The sequence below is a fragment of the Streptococcus australis genome (assembly GCF_047463015.1).
GTDB classification, from domain to species: Bacteria; Bacillota; Bacilli; order Lactobacillales; family Streptococcaceae; genus Streptococcus; species Streptococcus australis_F.
This window is the reverse complement of sequence record NZ_JASHER010000005.1, coordinates 128365-148595: the sequence shown is the minus strand read 5'-3', so window position 1 is coordinate 148595 and position 20231 is coordinate 128365. Positions and strand designations below refer to the sequence as shown.

The following is a 20231-nucleotide window of genomic DNA, read 5'->3' as shown; positions in this document are numbered from 1 at the left end:
GAGAGGTCATCTGAGGATGACTTTCTCCTTGTTTAAAGAGGTAATAATGATGAAGAAATTAGCTTTAGTAGCTGCAGGATTCTTGTGTACTGGACTTTTGGGGGCTTGCTCTAACCAAGGAATGGAATCATCCAACAAAAGTGAGACTAAGCAGACATCCACAACGGGATCTTCAGAGCAAGCTGGAAAGAAGGTTCAAGAGTTTAACCTGCAAGGAGTAGACGGTAAGACCTACCGCTTATCTGATTACAAAGGGAAGAAAGTTTACCTCAAATTTTGGGCTTCCTGGTGCTCTATTTGCCTATCGACATTAGAGGATACCAATGAGTTGGCAAAAGAAGAGGCGGGTAAGGATTATGTGGTCTTATCCGTTGTAGCTCCAACTTTTAATGGTGAAAAATCAGAAGCAGATTTCAAAAACTGGTACCAGTCTTTGGATTACAAGGATTTCCCAGTCTTGCTAGATAGTAAAGGGGAACTGCTAAAAGAGTATGGGATTCGTTCTTATCCATCGGCACTCTTTATTGCAAGCGATGGAACTCTCGCTAAGACCCATATCGGTTATATGAGCAAGGAAGACATCGTCCAGACTCTAAAAGAAATGAAGTAAGGAGGACATAAAATGGAAACAAAATGGAAACTCATTTCCATTCTTTTAGTGGGGCTATTTTGTTTTGGAATCTTTTTCCTTGTCAAAGGATCCATGGCCTTGGATACATCAGATGCGACGACTGAGCAGATCAAAAAAGCGTCCATGAGTCAGACACCAGTAGCAAACAAAAAGCAGGAAGAAAAAGTCAATCCAGAAGACCAACGAGAAATCTATCTAGCTGGTGGTTGCTTCTGGGGTGTGGAAGAGTATTTTTCCCGTGTTCCGGGTGTCATTGATGCCGAATCAGGTTATGCCAATGGAAAAGGGGATACCACCAAGTATGAATTAGTCCCTCAAACAGGCCATGCTGAAACAGTTCATATCACTTACAATGTCAAGCAGGTATCTCTGAAAGAATTGCTCCTGCATTATTTCCGGATTATCGACCCAACGTCGAAGAATCGTCAAGGAAATGATCAAGGAACTCAATACCGAACAGGTGTCTATTATGTCTCTCAAGAGGATCTTCCAACTATTAACCAAGTCTTTGAAGAGGTAGCAAAAAAATACGACAAACCGTTAGCAGTGGAAAAAGAGCCACTGACCAATTTCATCAAGGCGGAAGACTACCATCAGGACTATCTACAGAAACATCCGAATGGCTATTGTCACATTGATGTGAATCAAGCTTCTTATCCAGTTATTGACGCTAGTCGCTATCCAAAACCGAGCGATGAAGAGATCAAGAAGAAGTTATCGCCCGAAGAATATGCAGTGACGCAAGAGAATGATACAGAGCGTGCTTTTTCTAATCGCTATTGGGATAAGTTTGAAGCGGGCATCTATGTGGATGTCGTAACAGGAGAGCCTCTCTTCTCCTCAAAAGATAAATTTGATTCTGGTTGTGGTTGGCCAAGCTTTAGCCGACCGATCAGTCCGGATGTGGCAACCTACAAGGAAGATAAGAGTTTCAATATGACTCGGACAGAGGTTCGGAGTCGAGTAGGAAATTCCCATCTAGGCCACGTATTTACTGATGGACCTAAGGAAAAAGGTGGCCTTCGTTACTGCATCAATAGCTTGTCAATCAAATTCATCCCTAAAGCAGAGATGGTGGAAAAGGGCTACGGTTATTTATTGGACTATGTCTGAGACATTTGGAACTACAATTTGCTATAATAAGCATAGCAAAAACAAGTAGGTGAAAGACATGTATTCGATCATGATTGTGGAAGATGAAGAGCTTATCCGGCAGGGTCTGACTTCCTTAGTAGACTATGAACAGTTTGGAATGGCCGTCATCAACCAGGCAGAAAATGGCCGTGAGGCCTGGGAGAAGTTTCAAGATCAACCAGCTGATATCCTTCTAACCGATATCAATATGCCACAAATGAATGGCTTGGATCTGGCCCATCTCGTTAAAGAGCAATCTCCGTCTTGTCATATCATTTTTTTGACAGGTTATGATGACTTTGAATTTGCGAGGAAAGCCATCAAGTTGGGTGCAGATGATTATTTGCTGAAGCCTTTTTCAAAAGATGATATTGAAGAGATGTTAGCAAAGGTGAAAGGAAAACTCGATCAAGAGCGAAAAAAGGCGCAAGTCGAAGATTTGGTCAGTCATGGTTATTCGACAGACTTAGAAGAAGCCATTCATGCTCGTTTAGCAGATTCCCAGCTAACCCTGAAGGATTTGGCCTATCAACTTGGTTTCAGTCCCTCTTATCTAAGTGTATTGATCAAGAAAAAATTGGGACTCCCCTTCCAAGAATACCTTATCCAGGAGCGAATGAAGAAGGCTCGCCTCTTGCTTCTCACGACAGATTTAAAGATTTATGAGATCGCCGATCAGGTTGGTTTTGAAGATATGAACTATTTTTCTCAACGCTTTAAGCAGGTTGTTGGGGTGACGCCAAGGCAGTACAAAAAAGGAGAGCATGAATGAAACGATATCCCTTGCTGATCCAGCTGATCCTCTACTTTTTTCTCTTCATTCTCCTACTTTTTGGTCTCATCGGTAGCCTTTACTATCAAACGAGTTCAGGGGCGATCCGCCAGCTAACGGAGCGGACGACAAGAAATAGTATCGACCAAAGTAGTCAGTTTATCACGTCTTATCTAAAAAAATTAAAGCAGACCACAACAGTGCTTAGTAAGGAACAGGCTGTTCGCCAATTTGCCCAAGATAGAAGTGCGGATCAAGAAACGGTTCAGCACCTGATGCGAACGATGATTGAAACGGATCCGGACCTAGTCTCAGCAGTCCTGGTGACTAAGGACGGACGTCTGGTAGCGACAGATACCAAAATCAGCATGCAGACTTCTTCAGATATGATGAATGAAAGTTGGTATCAAGAGGCGATTAAGGAAAGAGCCATGCCGGTCTTGACGCCAGCTCGAAAGGAATCCTTGACCTCGGAAAAAGAAAAATGGGTGGTTTCTATTACCCAAGAAGTGGTCGATCAGACCGGACAAAATCTCGGAGTAGTACGCTTGGATATTGGCTACGATAGCCTTCAGGCTTACTTGGATCACCTTCAACTAGGGAAGCAAGGCTTTAGTTTTATCATTAATCAAAAGCATGAGTTTGTCTACCATCCTAAAAAGGCGGTCTATTCCTCCAGCCAAGAAATGCAGGCCATGCAGCCCTATATTGCTGTGAAAGATGGTTATGCAAAAGGCGGGCAGAATTTTATCTATCAGGTTCCGATTCCAAATAGTGATTGGACCTTGATTGGAGTGGCTTCGCTTGAAGGGCTTCAGATGCTTCAGTCGCAGCTCCTGTACTCTTTCATTGGCCTAGGATTGCTAGCTTTGATTATGTGTTTAATAGGGATTGGCTTTGTTCTGCGTTTGTGGATCAAACCCTTACGAGACCTTCAGACTATCATTTTGAGGATTGGAGCAGGAGATGCTCACGTGAGAGCTGTAGCAAAAGGATCTCCAGAATTGGTGGATCTCGCTCAAGCTTTTAATGCCATGTTGGACCAAATCGATAACCTCATGCAACAGGTTAAGGAAGAGGAGCAGAACGCACGGCGTTACGAGTTGCGGGCACTTTCGGCTCAGATTAATCCGCATTTCCTCTACAATACCTTGGATACGATTGTCTGGATGGCGGAGTTTAACGATAGTCGGCGCGTAGTCGATATCACCAAATCTCTGGCTCAATATTTTCGACTGGCTCTCAACCAAGGCCAGGAACAAATCCTACTGAGAGATGAAATTGACCATGTCCGCCAGTATCTTTTCATTCAGAAGCAACGTTATGGTGAAAAGCTCAATTATGAAATTCTAGAAGATGAACGGTTGGGCGACTATCAGCTCCCCAAATTAGTGCTTCAACCCTTAGTGGAAAATGCGATTTACCATGGCATTAAAGAGATCGATCGGCCAGGTCTCATTCGAGTGACGACTGAAGTCAGTGGAGACTACGCCTGCGTCTCGATTTTTGACAATGGACGAGGGTTTGACCGATCAGAGTCAACAGATCAAACCCTTCTTCGTTTAGGAGGTGTTGGCTTGAAAAATGTGGACCAACGATTGCATCTTCAATTTGGCGAAGCCTATCATATGGAGATTGATTCTAAGGCCAATAGCTATACCAAAATCACTCTTTATTTGCCCCTTTCATCATCTGATGAACATGTATAGAGACAAAGATTGCCATCTTTGTCTTAGTTAGATAGAAGACTTTTCTTCCATCTGAGCAGGCTTTGAAAAAAGCCTGCTTTTTATAATGTGACAGCAAGAAAAGGTAAATTAAATCGTCAGACTTTTTACAGATTTTCTCTTTTCCGTTGAAATTCTATCTAAAGATAGGGATTTATGATAGAATAAAGTGTTACAACTAAAGGTATGAATAAAGGAAGGCTATGCGCAAAGAAATATCCCCTGAATTATTTAATTACAATAAATATCCTGGACCGGAATTTCGTCTGGTTGGCAGTCAAGTGCTAGCAGAACAATTGACATTTGAGCTGGTTGAGAATCAAAATGATGCCTTTGATGCGACGGTCTTTGGCCAGCGTTTTTCAGAGGTTTTGACCAAATTTGATTACATTGTCGGTGATTGGAGCAATGAACAGTTGCGTCTACGTGGCTTCTATAAAGATGATCGCCCTGTCACAGATGCAGAGAAAATCAGCCGTCTGGAAGATTATTTATTAGAATACTGTAGCTATAGCTGTGCTTATTTTGTTCTAGAAAATGCAGAACCCCGTCGAGCATCCTTTGACAAGAAATCTTCTCCTAAACAACAGGAAGAGGGGAATCGTTCTGCTAAGCGTGGCGGTCGTCAAAATCGCCGGAATCGCTCTAAAAATCAGTCACGGGAACGTGAACAAGAGCAAAAACAAAAGACTTCTCAACCAAAGAAAAAGAACCGTCAGCGGTCTAGAAAAAAAGATGCACAGGGTGAGCAAGAACGCCACTTTGTCATCCGTCAAAAGTAAAGAGAGAAAAGAGATAAGATGAAACCTTCAATTTATGGCTTGACTCGACAAGAACTGATCGAGTGGGCAGAAGAAAATGGTGAAAAGAAATTTCGAGCGACCCAAATCTGGGAATGGCTCTATCGGAAACGCGTCCAGTCATTTGAAGAAATGACCAACCTATCGAAGGACTTGATTGAAACCTTGAACGACCAGTTCGTGATTAATCCTTTGAAACAACGGATCGTTCAAGAGTCAGCAGATGGGACTGTCAAATACCTCTTTGAATTGCCAGATGGCATGTTGATCGAGACAGTTTTGATGCGTCAACACTATGGCTTGTCAGTTTGTGTCACCACTCAGGTAGGGTGCAACATCGGCTGTACCTTCTGTGCATCTGGTTTGATCAAGAAGCAACGCGACTTGAACAGCGGGGAAATCGTTGCCCAAATTATGTTGGTTCAAAAATACTTTGACGAACGTGGACAAGATGAACGTGTCAGCCATATCGTTGTGATGGGAATTGGTGAGCCGTTTGACAACTACAAGAATGTCTTAAGCTTTGTCCGTACGGTTAATGATGACAAGGGGTTGGCTATCGGTGCCCGTCATATTACCGTTTCAACGTCTGGCTTGGCTCATAAGATTCGTGACTTTGCCAATGAAGGGGTTCAGGTCAATTTGGCAGTATCACTCCATGCTCCAAACAATGACTTGCGTTCTAGCATCATGAAAATCAACCGGGCCTTCCCGATTGAGAAATTATTTGCGGCCATTGAGTACTATATCGAAACGACTAACCGTCGGGTGACCTTCGAGTACATCATGCTTAACGAAGTCAATGATGGTGTCGAGCAAGCCTTGGAATTGGCAGAACTCCTCAAAAAGATCAAGAAGCTATCTTATGTCAACTTGATTCCATACAACCCAGTTAGTGAGCATGACCAATATAGTCGGAGTCCAAGAGAGCGCGTGATGGCCTTCTATGACACCTTGAAGAAAAACGGAGTCAACTGCGTGGTTCGTCAAGAGCATGGAACAGATATTGATGCCGCTTGTGGACAATTGCGTTCCAATACGATGAAGAGAGACCGGGAGAAAGCCATTGTTGAAGAAGCTCAACCGTAACAACTGGCTGATAGAAGAAGGGCAATTAACAAAAAAAGGAAGACAACTGCTACTAGGTGGCAGTTTCTTCTATTTTGTCCTGCTCTGCCTCATGTGTTTTCTTCCCCAGCGACCTGAACCAGGGATGGAAACACCTGGGATTCAACATTTTGGTCGTGTAGTCGTATTACTGATTCCCTTTAATTCTCTCATCAACCTAGGTCAAGTGACTAGTCTGCTCCAGCTAATCAAGGTGCTTGTACAGAATATAGCCAATATTTTTCTCTTGTTCCCTTTGGTTTTTCAACTATTGTGGCTCTGGCCTTGGCTAGGTACTAGGAAACGCGTCCTTTGCTTTAGTCTAGGGATGAGTGTGTGGATCGAGCTTAGTCAGATTGTGTTAGACCTCTTGTTTGATTTCAATCGGGTGTTTGAGATAGATGATCTGTGGACCAATACTCTGGGAGGCTACCTGGCCTATCTGTGTTTTAAATGGGTGCAAGCTTCTATAAGTAAGGACAACCTATCTTAGTTTGGTACAAAATCCGAACGATTGAAGACGATTTCAAATTTTGGGTTGACAAAGTCAGAAGCGGGAGCTATAATAGCTTCAAGACATCAGAAAAGTAGAGGTTTTTCTCACTTCCAGGGAGCTTGTGGTGATTGCGAACAAGCAGTGGTGAATCTTGAAATGGGCTGATGCGTTTATGATGATGAATTTGAAACAATAAAAATTCGGTGAGCACACCTTATCGTGCACCCTGTTGTTAGACAGGTCAGAGATGTAGGAGAAAGAATGTCTTCCTACAATTGAGGTGGCACCGCGGTATCGAATCGTCCTCACACAGATTTTTCTGTGTGAGGTTTTTTGTATCTCAAAGGAATCCAGTGAGACTGCAGCTCAAAGGGCCAGCGAGAGAAAAAATCATAAACAGGATTGAAAATATAGAAAAGAGGACACAATCATGACAGAAACTAAAGGCTATTTCGGACAATTTGGTGGATCTTTCGTACCAGAACCCATTCAAAACTTGCTGGATCAATTAGAGGCAACTTTTGAACAATACAAAAATGACCCAGAATTTATCGCAGAATACAAACATTACTTGAAAGATTATTCTGGACGGGAAACTCCGCTCTACTTTGCGGAAAGTTTGACAGAACATTTAGGTGGGGCAAAAATTTATTTGAAGCGCGAAGATCTGAATCACCTAGGTTCGCACAAGTTAAATAACGTCTTGGGGCAAATCCTCTTGGCCAAACGCATGGGCAAAACGCGCGTGATTGCCGAAACAGGAGCCGGTCAACACGGTGTGGCTACAGCGGCCGCAGCAGCTAAGTTCGGTATGGCTTGTGATGTCTACATGGGAGCAGAAGATGTGGAGCGTCAACGTCTCAATGTCTTCCGTATGGAAATGATGGGGGCAACCGTCCATGCGGTTGAAACAGGAACGAAGACCTTGAAAGACGCTGTTGATGCTGCGTTTGGAGCATGGATGGCGGACCTGGATGCCTTTTACGTTTTGGGTTCTGCTGTTGGCCCTCACCCTTACCCAACCATTGTGCATGAATTCCAAAAGGTGATTAGTGAAGAATCTAAACGCCAAATCTTGGAAAAAGAAGGTCGTTTGCCAGACTATGTCATTGCCTGTGTCGGTGGTGGATCCAATGCCATTGGTGCCTTCTCCCAGTATGTAGGTGAAGAAGAGGTCAAATTGGTCGGAGTTGAAGCGGCAGGCCATGGATTGGATACAGATCAGCACGCAGCGACCATGACCAAGGGGACTGTTGGAGTTGTCGATGGAATGAAAACCTATGCTGTCTTTGGCGAAGATGGAAAAGTAGCGCCAGTGTACTCAATCTCTGCTGGTTTGGACTACCCAGGGGTTGGTCCAGAGCATGCCTTCTTTAAAGACTCTGGTCGTGTCGAATATGTAGCTGCGACAGATGATGAAGCAGTTCAAGCGCTTCTTCTTCTCAGTAAGACAGAAGGAATCCTCCCAGCCATCGAAAGTTCACACGCGATTGCAGAAGCGGTCAAACGTGCTCCACAATTGGACAAAGACAAGATCATCATCATCAATGTTTCTGGACGTGGGGACAAGGACGTAGCTGCTATTGCAGATTATCTAGAAGCGAAAGCTACAAAATAAGAAATCTTATCTGCTAAAAATTGTAAAAAACAGTAGAGCATGATAACTCAGAAAAAGACAGGGAACGAAAGGAATCCGGTCTTTTTCTTTTTTAAAGATAAAGACTAGGAGGCCAATGAGGGAAGCCCCTTGCATGACTAGGAGAACTTGGACAGCTGAGAGGGTCAAAGAAAAAGTAGCCAGTAAGAGAAAGTCCCCTGCTCCAATGCCAATGGAGTAAAGACAAGATAGAATTCCTAAGAAGAGAAAGACTCCCATTAAGAGGGTAGGACCGGTGCAAAGTAGGCAAAGAGTGTGGAGTATTAGCCAGAGAAGGAGAGGGTACTCCATGGAGCGCAAATCATAGATAGCCAAAACACAACTGCCAAGCAGAGGCAGGAGATGAGGAATGGGAAGAAAGCCCTGATAGCATAGCAAAAAAAGGAGGCCACTCCAGCCTTCAAAAAGGGCATACCAATAAGAAAGAGGACTCTGGCAGTAGCGACAACGGAATCGAAAGAGGACTTGTGAGAGAATGGGAATCAGGTCCAGAGGTCTTAAGGTCTGTTGGCAATGATCGCAGTGGCTTCTCGGACAGATGATGGAGCTTTCTGGAAAGCGGTCGATCACAAGCCCTAAAAAGGAGGCGATGCAGGCACCGACTGTAAAAAAATAAAAGTTAATCATACTTATATAATTCGTAAAAAAGATGACGAATAACGATTAGAACTGAAACAATTTTCTAACTTTTCTTATTTAAGCATTTTCTCTTGCATTTCTTAATTAGAAGGATTATAATATAACTAAATTAGAATAATTCTAAAAAAGGAGAATTTAGTTATGACAACAATTAAAAAAGAAGCAGCAAAAGATGTAGCAACATTTGCAACAATCAGCGAAGTAAGCAAGAGTTTAACCGATACAAAAGCGGTTTTGAATCAAGTGGTGGCAGACCTTTATGTCGCTCATATTGCCTTGCACCAAGTGCACTGGTATATGCGTGGCCGTGGTTTCCTCGTATGGCATCCAAAAATGGATGAGTACATGGAAAGCTTAGATGCGACTCTTGATGAAGTGAGTGAACGCTTGATTACCTTGGGTGGTGCCCCATACGCTAGCATGGTTGAGTTCTTGGAACACAGCAACATCCAAGAAGAAAAAGGTTCATTCGAACGCTCTATGGAAGAAAATTTGGGACGTGTTCTTTCTATCTTCCGCTACTTGGTAAGTCTTTATCAAAAAGCCTTGGATATCACAGATGCTGAAGGAGATGACGTGACCAACGATATCTTTGTTGGTGCAAAAGCTGAATTGGAAAAACATATCTGGATGATTGCCGCTGAATTAGGTCAAGCACCAGGTTTGTAATCTGAAAATAAACAAACGAGCCTTCCTTGCTTGGGAGGCTCATTTTTGTTTGGATGAGATTTTTCCTGTAAATAAAATAGGGGCCATCTTGAAAATACTTGAAAGATTTGATAGAATAAGCACATGAAAACCCTGTACGACGTTCAACAATTTCTGAAAAAATTTGGAATCATCATTTATGTCGGAAAACGACTTTACGACATCGAATTGATGAAGATTGAATTGAAAAGGATCTATGACGCTGGGCTGATGGAAAAATTGGATTATCTAGAAGCAGAAGCCGTCTTACGTAGAGAACACGCACAGGAATTACGCTATTTAGAAGAGGAAAAAGAAAAGTGAGTTTAACAAATATTTTAGTATGGTTGATTGTTTTAGGGATGTTTGGCTGGATGGGCTACAATTACTTCCGTATCCGTCGGGCAGCAAAAATTGTGGACAATGCAGAGTTTGAAGAATTGATCCGCAAAGGCCAATTAGTGGACTTGCGTGATCCAAATGAGTTCCACGCTAAGCATATTTTGGGAGCTCGGAATATTCCTTCCAACCAGTTAAAAGTGAGTCTGTCTGCTCTTCGAAAAGATAAACCAGTCTTGCTCTATGAGAACAGTCGTGGGTCCCGTGTGACCAATGCAGCCCTCTTCTTGAAAAAACAGGGCTATAAAGATATCTATATCTTGTCCTATGGTTTGGATTCTTGGGATGGAAAAGTAAAAACCAATTAAGATCAAGGAAAATTTTGCTAAAAATCCTTGATGTGCCATCATGAAATGATATTAATTTTAAGGAGATTATAAAATGATTCTATTTTGGGGTTCAAAAGGTTACCAAAAATTATTGGGACATACACAAACTGCTATCGAATGTGGCCATTGTAACAATGTTGGTACTTGGGAAATTACGGAATACGGACGCAAGTATACTCTTTACTGGATTCCGCTCTTTCCTTACGGTAAAACTTATTTCCTTTCTTGCCCGATTTGTCACTACGGAAAAGAAATCCAAAAATCCGAAATTGAACAATATCTAAACTATTAATAAAAGATAGGTTATCAGTGTACTGACCCCAAAAAGTTAGATAATTAATTTATCCAAAGGATTTAGTTCTGTACTGTACTGTACAGGACTGAGTCCTTTTAGTTTTACCTTAATTCGTTTGTTGTTGCAATAATCAATATATTCTACAATAGCTTGTTCTAATTGGTTAAGCGACTTAAATGTATTCTCGTAACCATAAAATATTTCTGATTTCAAAATGCCAAAGAAAGATTCCATCATGCCGTTGAATAAGGTTGACTGCTTTCTTACCAATCTCTCCTTGGTATGAAGAATACTTCCGTTTACGACGAATTCGAGCACTTAAACCAAGGACCTTCATCAGGCGTTGAACTCTTTTGTGATTGACCACATAACCACGATTTCTCAATTCAAGAGTCATTCGGCGATAGCCATAATTTCCTTTGTGCTCAGTAAAAATAGATTGAATTTCAGCTTTAAGATCTTTATCTTTGTCAAGCCTATCCAGTTGCTTCAACTGATAGTAGTAAGTTGAGCGAGGTAAACGAGCCACTTCAAGAAGTAAATCTAGTCGAAATCCTCCTGAAGCCATTTCTCTAATTGTCTCTGCCTTTCTCGTTGTAAGGCTTCGTCCCTGCCTTCTAGCTCTTTTAACTTTTTTAAGTAAGCCACCTCGGTACGTAAGCGTTCATTCTCTTCTTGGAGTCGCTCTAGTTCTGTCATTTCTTCCCAAGTTTTCTTACGTTTACGTCCCATTTTAGGTACTCTCCCTCTCGTTTTTTCAACAATAGTATACCCGTTTTTCTTGTATTGTGCCATCCAATTTGGAAGCATACCACGATTTGGGAGAGCATATTCGAGAGAAATTCTATCTTGAGACCAGTTTTCATGTAGAACTTTATCAATCATTTCTTGTTTTAATTCAGGAGAGTAGTAACGATTTTTTCCTTTTTTGACGAACTCTATTCCGTAACAATCAATCAATTTAATCATGTACCTAAGATTAGAATTGTTTATCCCAAATTTATTTGAAAGCTGCTCTAAGCTATATCCTTGTTTTCTAAGTTCATAGATCTGAACTTTATCCTTATAAGTCAATTTCATAATAAAAACACCCCAAAAGTTAGATTTTTTCTGTCTAACTTTTGGGGTGCAGTTCAAACTAAAGCTTTTTTTGTTTTATCAATTGTTTTCTAAATAGTTTTTAATAATCTGTAATTCATCTTGGTTCAAGGGGCGGTATTGACCTTCTGCTAGGTTAGGGTCTAATGAAAAATCTCCAAATTTGATTCGCTTGAGGCTAGTTACCTTGACACCGACAGAGAGAAACATCTTTTTCACCTGATGGAATTTCCCTTCAGACAGGGTGACCAGGGCCTGGCTTTCTTTGGGACTGGAGTTAAGGATTTTTAGTTTGGCGGGCTTGCATGTTGTCCCATCTAAGAAGGTGATTCCTTCTTGAAATTCTTCTATATGAGCGGGTTCGAGAGGGCCGTTGACTGTTACCTCGTATTCTTTTTCGATATGGTATTGGGGATGAAGTAGTTGGAAACCTAGAGGTCCATTGTCTGTGAGTAGGAGGAGTCCGGTCGTATCCCGATCCAGTCGACCGATAGGATAGGTCTTGGGGGTCCGGTCTTCTGCTCGGAGGAAATCCAACACTGTAGGATGTTGGGCATCCTTGGTAGCCGTCACTAGCCCTTGAGGTTTATGAAGAAGAAAATAGTGATGGGAACAGTCGGTAAGGACCTGATCCTTCCAGCGAACTTCTTGGAGACCTGTATCGACATTTTGGGATAATTTTGTTGTAGCAAGTCCGTCGACTAGGATCTGCTTTTTGGCTAGGCTCTGTTTGATTTCTTTGCGGGGAATTTGGTAGTGGGCCAGTAATTGATCTAATCTCATAAAAGACAGGATAGCATGAAATGGAGAGAATCACAAGTATTCGGAAAAAGGATGAAGAAAAGGGATAAAGAGGTGAAAGATTTTCATGAATAGAGTGGTTAGGAGTGGGAATGAGAAAGAAGGTTTTCGAAAGAAAGCATGAAAACATTTACACTTGTCTGAGTTATGCCATTTGCTTAAAATTGTGGTATAATCGTTCAGTTAGAAAATAAATTTTTGAATACAATAGAGGAAATCATGACAAAATTAAGAGAAGATATCCGTAATATCGCGATTATCGCCCACGTCGACCACGGTAAAACAACCCTCGTTGACGAATTGTTGAAACAATCTGAAACTCTTGACGCGCGTACAGAGTTGGCAGAGCGTGCAATGGACTCAAACGATATTGAAAAAGAGCGTGGAATCACCATCCTTGCGAAAAATACAGCCGTTGCCTACAACGGAACTCGTATCAACATCATGGACACACCAGGACACGCGGACTTCGGTGGAGAAGTTGAGCGGATCATGAAAATGGTTGACGGTGTTGTTTTAGTCGTAGATGCCTACGAAGGAACCATGCCACAGACTCGTTTCGTATTGAAAAAAGCCTTGGAACAAGACCTTGTGCCGATCGTTGTAGTTAACAAAATCGATAAGCCATCTGCTCGTCCAGCAGAAGTAGTAGACGAAGTCTTGGAACTCTTCATCGAGCTTGGTGCGGATGATGACCAACTTGACTTCCCAGTTGTTTATGCGTCAGCGATCAACGGAACATCTTCCTTGTCAGATGATCCAGCAGATCAAGAAAAGACCATGGCGCCAATCTTTGACACTATTATCGACCACATTCCAGCTCCAGTTGATAACTCAGATGAGCCCCTTCAATTCCAAGTGTCTCTTCTTGACTACAATGACTTCGTAGGACGTATCGGTATCGGACGTATCTTCCGTGGTACAGTAAAAGTTGGGGACCAAGTAACCCTTTCTAAACTAGACGGCACAACGAAGAACTTCCGTGTTACGAAACTCTTTGGTTTCTTTGGTTTGGAACGTCGTGAAATCCAAGAAGCTAAAGCAGGTGACTTGATTGCCGTATCAGGTATGGAAGATATCTTCGTTGGGGAAACCATTACTCCAACAGATGCAGTTGAAGCTCTTCCAGTTCTTCATATCGATGAGCCAACCCTTCAAATGACCTTCTTGGTCAACAACTCACCTTTTGCAGGTCGTGAAGGAAAATGGGTGACATCTCGTAAGGTTGAAGAGCGCCTTCAAGCAGAATTGCAAACAGACGTTTCTCTTCGTGTAGAACCAACAGACTCACCAGATAAATGGACCGTTTCAGGACGTGGGGAATTGCACTTGTCTATCTTGATCGAAACCATGCGTCGTGAAGGATACGAGCTTCAAGTATCTCGTCCAGAGGTTATCATTAAAGAAATCGATGGTGTGAAATGTGAGCCGTTTGAACGTGTGCAAATCGACACACCAGAAGAATACCAAGGGTCTGTCATCCAAAGCCTTTCTGAACGTAAGGGTGAAATGTTGGATATGGTTGCAACAGGTAACGGTCAAACTCGTTTGGTCTTCCTTGTTCCTGCGCGTGGTTTGATTGGATACTCAACTGAATTCTTGTCAATGACTCGTGGTTACGGGATCATGAACCATACCTTTGACCAATACTTGCCATTGATTCCAGGGGAAATCGGTGGTCGTCACCGTGGTGCCCTTGTTTCTATCGATACTGGTAAGGCAACAACCTACTCTATCATGTCTATCGAAGAACGTGGAACTATCTTTGTTAACCCAGGTACTGAGGTTTACGAAGGCATGATCATTGGTGAAAACTCTCGTGAGAACGACTTGACTGTTAACATCACCAAGGCTAAACAAATGACTAACGTTCGTTCCGCTACTAAGGACCAAACAGCGGTTATCAAGACTCCTCGTATCTTGACGCTTGAAGAATCACTCGAGTTCTTGAACGACGATGAGTACATGGAAGTAACACCTGAATCAATCCGTTTGCGTAAGCAAATCCTCAACAAGGCAGAACGCGAAAAAGCAAACAAAAAGAAAAAATCAGCTGCAGCTGAATAAGAAATAAGAAAGGAGTGACAAAATGGTTTATTTAATTATAGGTATTTTGATCCTCCTTTTTTACCTTTTTGCAGCTCCAAAGAGCATCAGAGGAACTCTGAATGTAGTTACCCTAGTCGTATTGTTGGTCTCTTTGGTCATCCTCCTTTGCTTAGCGATTTTCCAAATTTTCCAATTGCCTTCAGAATTTTTTGTGGGCGCCTTCCTTGCTTTTGTAGGCTACCTGGCCCTCGTTGATATTTCGCGATTGCCGACCAAGTCTTCTAAACGCTTGGATAAATCAGAATAAACAGGAGAGCTTGTCTCCATAAAATAGAGTTGTTGTGATATAAAATCATGGCGACTCTTTTTTTATGAAAGATGCTGAAGAGGTCATTTTTGCTGTCTTTAGACTTTTTAATTTGTCTAAAAAAGGGTAAAATAGAAGGTGAACAAATTGGAGAGAAAAATGCTATGAACGTCATTGAAACATTTAAAAATAAAAAAGTCCTTGTTTTAGGATTGGCTAAGTCTGGAGAATCTGCAGCACGACTACTCGATCGCCTAGGAGCTATCGTAACGGTGAATGATGGCAAAGCCTTTGAAGAAAATCCTGCAGCCCAAAGCTTGCTGGAAGAAGGAATCAAAGTCGTAACAGGAGGACATCCTTTGGAACTCTTGGATGAAGACTTTGCAGTGATGGTGAAGAACCCTGGAATTCCTTACATGAATCCTATGGTTGAACGGGCCCTTGAAAAAGGCATCCCTGTTTTGACCGAAGTTGAATTGGCCTACCTCATTTCAGAAGCACCCATCATCGGAATCACTGGTTCTAACGGAAAAACAACCACCACTACCATGATTGGAGAAGTATTAACGGCTGCTGGACAAAACGGTCTCTTGTCTGGAAATATTGGTTTTCCAGCTAGTCAAGTCGCTCAAACAGCGACAGCGAAAGACACATTGGTAATGGAATTATCTTCTTTCCAATTGATGGGGATTGAAGCCTTTCACCCAGAAATCGCAGTCATTACCAATTTGATGCCGACCCACTTGGATTACCATGGATCTTTCGAAGGCTATGTAGCTGCAAAATGGGCGATTCAAAAGAATATGACTTCCAAGGATTTTGTGGTACTAAACTTTAACCAAGATCTAGCCAAAGACTTGGCTCAGCAAACAGAGGCTACTGTGGTGCCATTTTCAACCCAAGAAAAGGTGGACGGAGCATATTTAGAGGATGGTGTCCTTTACTTCCGAGGTGAAGCTGTTATGCGAGCAGACCAAATTGGAGTACCAGGTAGCCACAATGTAGAAAATGCTTTAGCTACCATTGCAGTGGCTAAACTTCGTGGCATTGACAATCAAACTATCCAAGAAACCTTATCAGCCTTTGGCGGGGTGAAGCACCGCTTGCAGTATGTAGCTGAGATTGAAGGGGTGAAATTCTACAATGATAGCAAGTCTACCAACATCTTAGCAACCCAAAAAGCCTTGTCTGGCTTTGATAACGCTCATGTCATCTTGATCGCTGGTGGCTTGGACCGAGGCAATGAGTTTGACGAATTGGTGCCAGATATTACTGGTCTTAAAAAGATGCTCATCCTTGGAGAGTCTGCTGAACGGGTGAAACGAGCAGCGGATCAAGCGGGTGTTGCCTACCTAGATGCGACGGATGTGGCAGATGCAACGCGCAAAGCCTTTGAAATAGCTGAGCCAGGTGATATCGTCTTGCTTAGTCCAGCCAATGCTAGCTGGGATATGTACGCGAATTTTGAAGTGCGGGGCGATGAGCTTCTTAAAACAGTAGAAGAGTTGAAAAATTAATATGAAAAAAATAGTATTTACAGGGGGAGGTACAGTTGGGCATGTGACCTTGAACCTTCTCCTCATCCCTCGCTTCATCGAGGACGGTTGGGAAGTTCATTATATTGGAGACAAGAAAGGGATTGAACACCAAGAGATTTTGAAGTCTGGTTTGGACATCCATTTCCATTCGATTGCGACGGGCAAGTTGCGCCGTTATTTCTCTTGGCAAAATATGTTGGATATCTTCAAGGTCTTCTGGGGAATTCTCCAATCAATTTGGATCATGCTTCGTGTACGGCCGCAGGTTTTGTTTTCTAAAGGAGGCTTCGTTTCAGTTCCTCCGGTAGTGGCTGCACGACTCTGTTTTGTTCCTGTATTGGTCCATGAATCCGACCGTTCCATGGGTTTGGCCAATAAAATTGCCTATAAGTTTGCGACAAAAATGTTCACAACCTTTGAGCAGCCGAAAAGCCTAGTGAAAGCCCAACATGTGGGAGCTGTGACCAAGGTTCGTCAGGAACAACTTCCAATCCCACAAGAATTGGAAGCAGTATTTGCTCAATTTGATCCACAGTTGCCAACCCTCCTCTTTGTGGGTGGCTCTGCTGGCGCGCGAGTGTTCAATGAGTTTGTCACAAAAAATCGAGAAGCCTTGTTGGCAAGCTACAATGTCATTAATTTGACAGGGGACTCCTCTTTGAATGAACAAGCACCTCATCTTTATCGCGTGGATTACGTAACGGATCACTATCTTCCTTTGCTCCAAAAGGCAGACCTAGTAGTGACTCGTGGTGGTGCCAATACGATTTTTGAACTCTTGGCCATGAATAAGCTCCATATCATCGTTCCCCTAGGGAAAGAAGCTAGTCGAGGAGATCAGATTGAAAATGCTCAATATTTTGTGGAAAAAGGCTATGCAGAAACCATCGCCGAGCCAGAATTGAGCATGGATCGGTTGCAAGAAATGATGGATAAAATGTTCCAAGAGGCTGAAAGCTACCATCAAGCGATGAAGGCTTCGAATGAATTGCTTTCCTTGGATGAATTTTACAGTCTAGTTCATCAAGAAATTAATAAAAGGAAAAAATGACGGATAAGAAGAACCAAAATACTCCTAAAGAAGTCACAAAGCTCTCTGAATGGCAGAGACGAAACCAGGAGTATCAAAAAAAGAAACAATTAGAAGAGCAAGAAGAAAAAGAAAAGAAGGCACAAGAAGAGAAGGAAAGACAGGAACTTCTGAATCAAAAAACTCCCTCTGAAGATTTAAATGCAGAAGAGCAAGATACCGAGACTGCAGAAGAAGAAAAAGAGAAGGAGGCTAATCTGGCTGAGGAGGAAGTGCAAGAAACTCTTCCTGACGAAATAGACGAAGAGGATGAAGAAGAAAAAATCATCTACCTAACAGAGCCTTCAGAAGAAATGTTCGAAGAAGAGGAACTAGCGAAGAAGGCCAAAAAGGAAGGTCAGATTGCGAGACGTCACATCTATCGAGCTATTCCTGTTTTGGTGATCAGTACCTTGATTGCAGTCTTTTCTGCCTACCTTTTAACACCCTTAGCTAAGCAAAAAATCATCGAATTCTCAGGGAATAAAAATGCGGATCAGACCTTGTTGTTTGAAAAAAGCCGCATCCAAGATCGGGATTATACCTTGACAACCTTTTTAAATCGGGATCGCTATCTTGCCAATATGAAGGCGGCAAGTCCATGGGTCAAAGATATTTCGATGACTTATGCCTTCCCTACGACGTTTAAGGTTCAGGTTGAGGAATACCAGGTCTTTGGTTACTATGTGACGGAGGAAGATCACTATCCTATATTAGAGAATGGGGAAGTGGTAGAGACACCAGTTGCTGCGGATCAGCTTCCTAAGACTTACCTAGCCGTTCGTTTTTCTGATCGAGAATTGGTCCGACAATTCGTCAAACAATTGGGGAAAATACCATCTTCTGTGCGCGATAAAATTGAGTCAGTGGACTTGACACCGAGCAAGGTGACTAAGGATTTGGTGACGCTGACCATGAAGGATGGCACTAGGGTCCTAGTACCGGTATCTCAAATCAAGCGTAAATTGCCATATTACAATCAAATTCGCAAGCTGATTGAAGATGACAGTGTCATTGACATGGAAGCAGGGATATATAGTTACAATGCAGAAACAATGGCCACTTTAGCTCAGGAAAAGAAAGAAAAAGAAGAAGGGGAAGGGAACAAAACAGAAGAAGCTGATGCTAACTCGACAGATTCTGATGAGAGTGCAGTTGTAACCGAGCAACACGAAGAAGTTCCCGCTGAGTAAACCCTCATAAATTATCTGAAATAAATAAAGAAAATATGCCCACTATGGGCATTTTTGTGTTATAATGAAATTTGGATAGTTCTAACTAAAACGGAGCTATTAATTGACGTATAGGAAAACAAAAGAGAGAGGACTGGTGTAATGGCTAGAAACGGCTTTTTTACAGGTTTAGATATCGGTACTAGTTCAATAAAAGTATTGGTGGCAGAACATGTCAATGGAGAAATGAATGTAATTGGAGTCAGCAATGCAAAAAGTGCTGGCGTCAAAGATGGAATTATTGTTGATATCGAGGCTGCTTCTAATGCGATTAAAAGTGCAGTAAGCCAAGCAGAAGAAAAAGCAGGAATTTCAATCAATCTTGTGAACGTTGGGTTGCCAGCGAATCTTCTTCAAATTGAAGCAACTCAAGGAATGATTCCTGTAACCAGTGATTCAAAAGAAATTACGGATGCAGATGTAGAAAATGTTGTCAGATCTGCTTTGACAAAGAGTATGACTCCAGACCGTGAAGTCATTACCTTTATTCCAGAAGAATTCACAGTTGACGGTTTCCAAGGAATCCGCGATCCACGTGGAATGATGGGAATCCGTTTGGAAATGCGTGGTCTCTTGTATACTGGCCCTAGAACTGTCCTCCATAATTTACGGAAAACAGTTGAACGTGCTGGTTTGCAAGTTGAGAACATCATTATTTCACCACTTGCAATGATTAAATCTGTATTGAACGAAGGAGAACGTGAGTTTGGTGCGACCGTCATTGATTTAGGTGGAGGACAAACGACAGTAGCTTCTGTTCGAAATCAAGAACTTCAATTTACAAATATCTATCAAGAAGGTGGCGATTACGTTACTAAAGATATTTCTAAAGTATTGAAGACTTCTCAAAAATTAGCAGAAGGCTTGAAGTTCAACTATGGAGAAGCTTATGTTCCATCAGTTGGCGACGAAGTCTTCCACGTTGAGGTGATTGGTGAAGTAGAACCTGTTCAAGTATCTGAAAAATATTTGGCAGAGATTATTTCAGCTCGAATCAAACACATCTTCGACCAAATCAAACAAGATCTTGAAAGAAGACATTTGCTTGATTTGCCTGGAGGAATTGTCATCATCGGTGGTGGCGCTATTCTCCCTGGTATTGAAGAATTGGCGCAAGAAGTCTTTGGTGTAAATGTGAAATTGTATGTTCCAAATCAAATTGGTATCCGCAATCCAGCTTTTGCCCACGTGATTAGCTTGTCTGAATATGCTGGAAATCTCACAGATGTAGATATTCTTGCTCAAGCTGCTGTACATGGAGATCAACGTCTACGTCAGCAACCAGTTCAGTTTGAACGACCAGTACAGCAACCAGTTGTTCCAGCATATGTACCGGAAGAAATTGAGCCTGTAGTAAACGTCGAGCAACAACATCCAGTTGAAGAGCAAAAACAAGAAGAAAAAACTACCTTTACAGACCGAATGAAGAATTTAATCGGTAATATGTTTGATTAAGGAGTGTAA

The 20231-nt window shown here is 42.2% G+C and carries 20 protein-coding genes, 1 pseudogene and 1 other annotated feature; of the genes and pseudogenes, 18 read left to right on the top strand and 3 right to left on the bottom strand.

Features of this window, described 5'->3' with window-relative positions:
- Window positions 1-49: 49 nt before the first annotated feature.
- The 8 genes from QM873_RS06385 to trpB all read left to right on the top strand — a co-directional run bounded on the left by QM873_RS06385 (window position 50) and on the right by trpB (window position 8285).
- Window positions 50-610 (top strand): redoxin family protein, encoded by a 561-nt coding sequence (locus QM873_RS06385; RefSeq protein WP_223363961.1) that lies wholly within the window; start codon window positions 50-52, stop codon window positions 608-610.
- Between the two features lie 12 nt (window positions 611-622).
- A complete protein-coding gene (gene msrB, locus QM873_RS06380; protein ID WP_414279012.1) occupies window positions 623-1744 on the top strand; it encodes a peptide-methionine (R)-S-oxide reductase MsrB in 1122 nt (373 codons plus the stop codon).
- 58 nt (window positions 1745-1802) lie between these two features.
- Window positions 1803-2537: a response regulator transcription factor gene (locus tag QM873_RS06375; protein ID WP_287516840.1), complete on the top strand. Its 735-nt coding sequence runs from the start codon at window positions 1803-1805 to the stop codon at window positions 2535-2537.
- Window positions 2534-4246, top strand: a complete 1713-nt coding sequence (locus tag QM873_RS06370) for a cache domain-containing sensor histidine kinase (protein WP_414279011.1) — start codon at window positions 2534-2536, stop codon at window positions 4244-4246. Before QM873_RS06375 ends, QM873_RS06370 begins: the two co-directional genes overlap by 4 nt.
- Before the next feature lie 221 nt (window positions 4247-4467).
- On the top strand, window positions 4468-5046 hold the full coding sequence (locus QM873_RS06365) for a YutD family protein (RefSeq protein ID WP_414279010.1): 579 nt from the start codon (window positions 4468-4470) through the stop codon (window positions 5044-5046).
- Window positions 5047-5064: 18 nt separating this feature from the next.
- Window positions 5065-6153, top strand: a complete 1089-nt coding sequence (gene rlmN / locus QM873_RS06360; protein ID WP_006596799.1) for a dual-specificity RNA methyltransferase RlmN — start codon at window positions 5065-5067, stop codon at window positions 6151-6153.
- Window positions 6131-6664, top strand: a complete 534-nt coding sequence (locus QM873_RS06355) for a VanZ family protein (RefSeq protein WP_414279009.1) — start codon at window positions 6131-6133, stop codon at window positions 6662-6664. Before rlmN ends, QM873_RS06355 begins: the two co-directional genes overlap by 23 nt.
- A gap of 77 nt (window positions 6665-6741) precedes the next feature.
- Window positions 6742-6977: a binding site (T-box leader), on the top strand.
- A gap of 120 nt (window positions 6978-7097) precedes the next feature.
- The gene (gene trpB, locus QM873_RS06350) at window positions 7098-8285 is read left to right on the top strand and encodes a tryptophan synthase subunit beta (protein WP_414279008.1); all 1188 of its coding nucleotides are present in this window, start codon (window positions 7098-7100) and stop codon (window positions 8283-8285) included.
- 6 nt (window positions 8286-8291) lie between these two features.
- Here the strand turns inward: trpB and QM873_RS06345 are convergent, their stop codons facing one another.
- Complete coding sequence (locus tag QM873_RS06345; protein ID WP_414279007.1) at window positions 8292-8951, bottom strand: prepilin peptidase; 660 nt, start codon at window positions 8949-8951, stop codon at window positions 8292-8294.
- A 153-nt stretch (window positions 8952-9104) separates the two neighbouring features.
- On the opposite strand from QM873_RS06345, the gene QM873_RS06340 reads away from it, so the two are divergent.
- The 4 genes from QM873_RS06340 to QM873_RS06325 all read left to right on the top strand — a co-directional run bounded on the left by QM873_RS06340 (window position 9105) and on the right by QM873_RS06325 (window position 10670).
- Window positions 9105-9632: a Dps family protein gene (locus QM873_RS06340; RefSeq protein ID WP_006596795.1), complete on the top strand. Its 528-nt coding sequence runs from the start codon at window positions 9105-9107 to the stop codon at window positions 9630-9632.
- A gap of 123 nt (window positions 9633-9755) precedes the next feature.
- On the top strand, window positions 9756-9974 hold the full coding sequence (locus QM873_RS06335; protein WP_006596794.1) for a YqgQ family protein: 219 nt from the start codon (window positions 9756-9758) through the stop codon (window positions 9972-9974).
- A gap of 38 nt (window positions 9975-10012) precedes the next feature.
- Window positions 10013-10357: a rhodanese-like domain-containing protein gene (locus QM873_RS06330; RefSeq protein WP_048715847.1), complete on the top strand. Its 345-nt coding sequence runs from the start codon at window positions 10013-10015 to the stop codon at window positions 10355-10357.
- 73 nt (window positions 10358-10430) lie between these two features.
- A complete protein-coding gene (locus QM873_RS06325) occupies window positions 10431-10670 on the top strand; it encodes a zinc-ribbon domain-containing protein (protein ID WP_411400666.1) in 240 nt (79 codons plus the stop codon).
- A 36-nt stretch (window positions 10671-10706) separates the two neighbouring features.
- On the opposite strand, the pseudogene QM873_RS06320 reads toward QM873_RS06325, so the two are convergent.
- Window positions 10707-11753, bottom strand: a pseudogene (locus QM873_RS06320) (IS3 family transposase).
- A 78-nt stretch (window positions 11754-11831) separates the two neighbouring features.
- Window positions 11832-12554 carry a 16S rRNA pseudouridine(516) synthase gene (locus QM873_RS06315; RefSeq protein ID WP_414279005.1) on the bottom strand — a complete coding sequence of 241 codons (723 nt, stop codon included), beginning with the start codon at window positions 12552-12554 and terminating at the stop codon, window positions 11832-11834.
- Window positions 12555-12791: 237 nt separating this feature from the next.
- Between QM873_RS06315 and typA the strand changes: the two genes are divergently transcribed.
- The 6 genes from typA (at window position 12792) to ftsA (ending at window position 20222) form a co-directional block, all read left to right on the top strand.
- The gene (gene typA, locus QM873_RS06310) at window positions 12792-14639 is read left to right on the top strand and encodes a translational GTPase TypA (RefSeq protein ID WP_129822300.1); all 1848 of its coding nucleotides are present in this window, start codon (window positions 12792-12794) and stop codon (window positions 14637-14639) included.
- Window positions 14640-14661: 22 nt separating this feature from the next.
- Window positions 14662-14928 carry a DUF3165 family protein gene (locus QM873_RS06305; protein ID WP_023026447.1) on the top strand — a complete coding sequence of 89 codons (267 nt, stop codon included), beginning with the start codon at window positions 14662-14664 and terminating at the stop codon, window positions 14926-14928.
- A 164-nt stretch (window positions 14929-15092) separates the two neighbouring features.
- Complete coding sequence (gene murD, locus QM873_RS06300) at window positions 15093-16445, top strand: UDP-N-acetylmuramoyl-L-alanine--D-glutamate ligase (protein WP_414279004.1); 1353 nt, start codon at window positions 15093-15095, stop codon at window positions 16443-16445.
- A 1-nt stretch (window position 16446) separates the two neighbouring features.
- Window positions 16447-17517: a UDP-N-acetylglucosamine--N-acetylmuramyl-(pentapeptide) pyrophosphoryl-undecaprenol N-acetylglucosamine transferase gene (locus tag QM873_RS06295; RefSeq protein ID WP_343094179.1), complete on the top strand. Its 1071-nt coding sequence runs from the start codon at window positions 16447-16449 to the stop codon at window positions 17515-17517.
- Window positions 17514-18728, top strand: a complete 1215-nt coding sequence (locus QM873_RS06290) for a cell division protein FtsQ/DivIB (protein WP_414279003.1) — start codon at window positions 17514-17516, stop codon at window positions 18726-18728. The genes QM873_RS06295 and QM873_RS06290 overlap by 4 nt, the downstream gene beginning before the upstream one ends.
- Window positions 18729-18869: 141 nt before the next feature.
- On the top strand, window positions 18870-20222 hold the full coding sequence (gene ftsA / locus QM873_RS06285) for a cell division protein FtsA (RefSeq protein ID WP_048789764.1): 1353 nt from the start codon (window positions 18870-18872) through the stop codon (window positions 20220-20222).
- The last annotated feature ends 9 nt before the right edge of the window (window positions 20223-20231 follow it).

Coding starts and splice junctions, on each gene's coding strand:
- QM873_RS06385 (WP_223363961.1), top strand. CDS start 50: ATGAAGAAATTAGCTTTAGTAGCTGCAGGATTCTTGTGTACTGGACTT.
- msrB (WP_414279012.1), top strand. CDS start 623: ATGGAAACAAAATGGAAACTCATTTCCATTCTTTTAGTGGGGCTATTT.
- QM873_RS06375 (WP_287516840.1), top strand. CDS start 1,803: ATGTATTCGATCATGATTGTGGAAGATGAAGAGCTTATCCGGCAGGGT.
- QM873_RS06370 (WP_414279011.1), top strand. CDS start 2,534: ATGAAACGATATCCCTTGCTGATCCAGCTGATCCTCTACTTTTTTCTC.
- QM873_RS06365 (WP_414279010.1), top strand. CDS start 4,468: ATGCGCAAAGAAATATCCCCTGAATTATTTAATTACAATAAATATCCT.
- rlmN (WP_006596799.1), top strand. CDS start 5,065: ATGAAACCTTCAATTTATGGCTTGACTCGACAAGAACTGATCGAGTGG.
- trpB (WP_414279008.1), top strand. CDS start 7,098: ATGACAGAAACTAAAGGCTATTTCGGACAATTTGGTGGATCTTTCGTA.
- QM873_RS06345 (WP_414279007.1), bottom strand. CDS start 8,951: ATGATTAACTTTTATTTTTTTACAGTCGGTGCCTGCATCGCCTCCTTT.
- QM873_RS06340 (WP_006596795.1), top strand. CDS start 9,105: ATGACAACAATTAAAAAAGAAGCAGCAAAAGATGTAGCAACATTTGCA.
- QM873_RS06335 (WP_006596794.1), top strand. CDS start 9,756: ATGAAAACCCTGTACGACGTTCAACAATTTCTGAAAAAATTTGGAATC.
- QM873_RS06330 (WP_048715847.1), top strand. CDS start 10,013: ATGTTTGGCTGGATGGGCTACAATTACTTCCGTATCCGTCGGGCAGCA.
- QM873_RS06325 (WP_411400666.1), top strand. CDS start 10,431: ATGATTCTATTTTGGGGTTCAAAAGGTTACCAAAAATTATTGGGACAT.
- QM873_RS06315 (WP_414279005.1), bottom strand. CDS start 12,554: ATGAGATTAGATCAATTACTGGCCCACTACCAAATTCCCCGCAAAGAA.
- typA (WP_129822300.1), top strand. CDS start 12,792: ATGACAAAATTAAGAGAAGATATCCGTAATATCGCGATTATCGCCCAC.
- QM873_RS06305 (WP_023026447.1), top strand. CDS start 14,662: ATGGTTTATTTAATTATAGGTATTTTGATCCTCCTTTTTTACCTTTTT.
- murD (WP_414279004.1), top strand. CDS start 15,093: ATGAACGTCATTGAAACATTTAAAAATAAAAAAGTCCTTGTTTTAGGA.
- QM873_RS06295 (WP_343094179.1), top strand. CDS start 16,447: ATGAAAAAAATAGTATTTACAGGGGGAGGTACAGTTGGGCATGTGACC.
- QM873_RS06290 (WP_414279003.1), top strand. CDS start 17,514: ATGACGGATAAGAAGAACCAAAATACTCCTAAAGAAGTCACAAAGCTC.
- ftsA (WP_048789764.1), top strand. CDS start 18,870: ATGGCTAGAAACGGCTTTTTTACAGGTTTAGATATCGGTACTAGTTCA.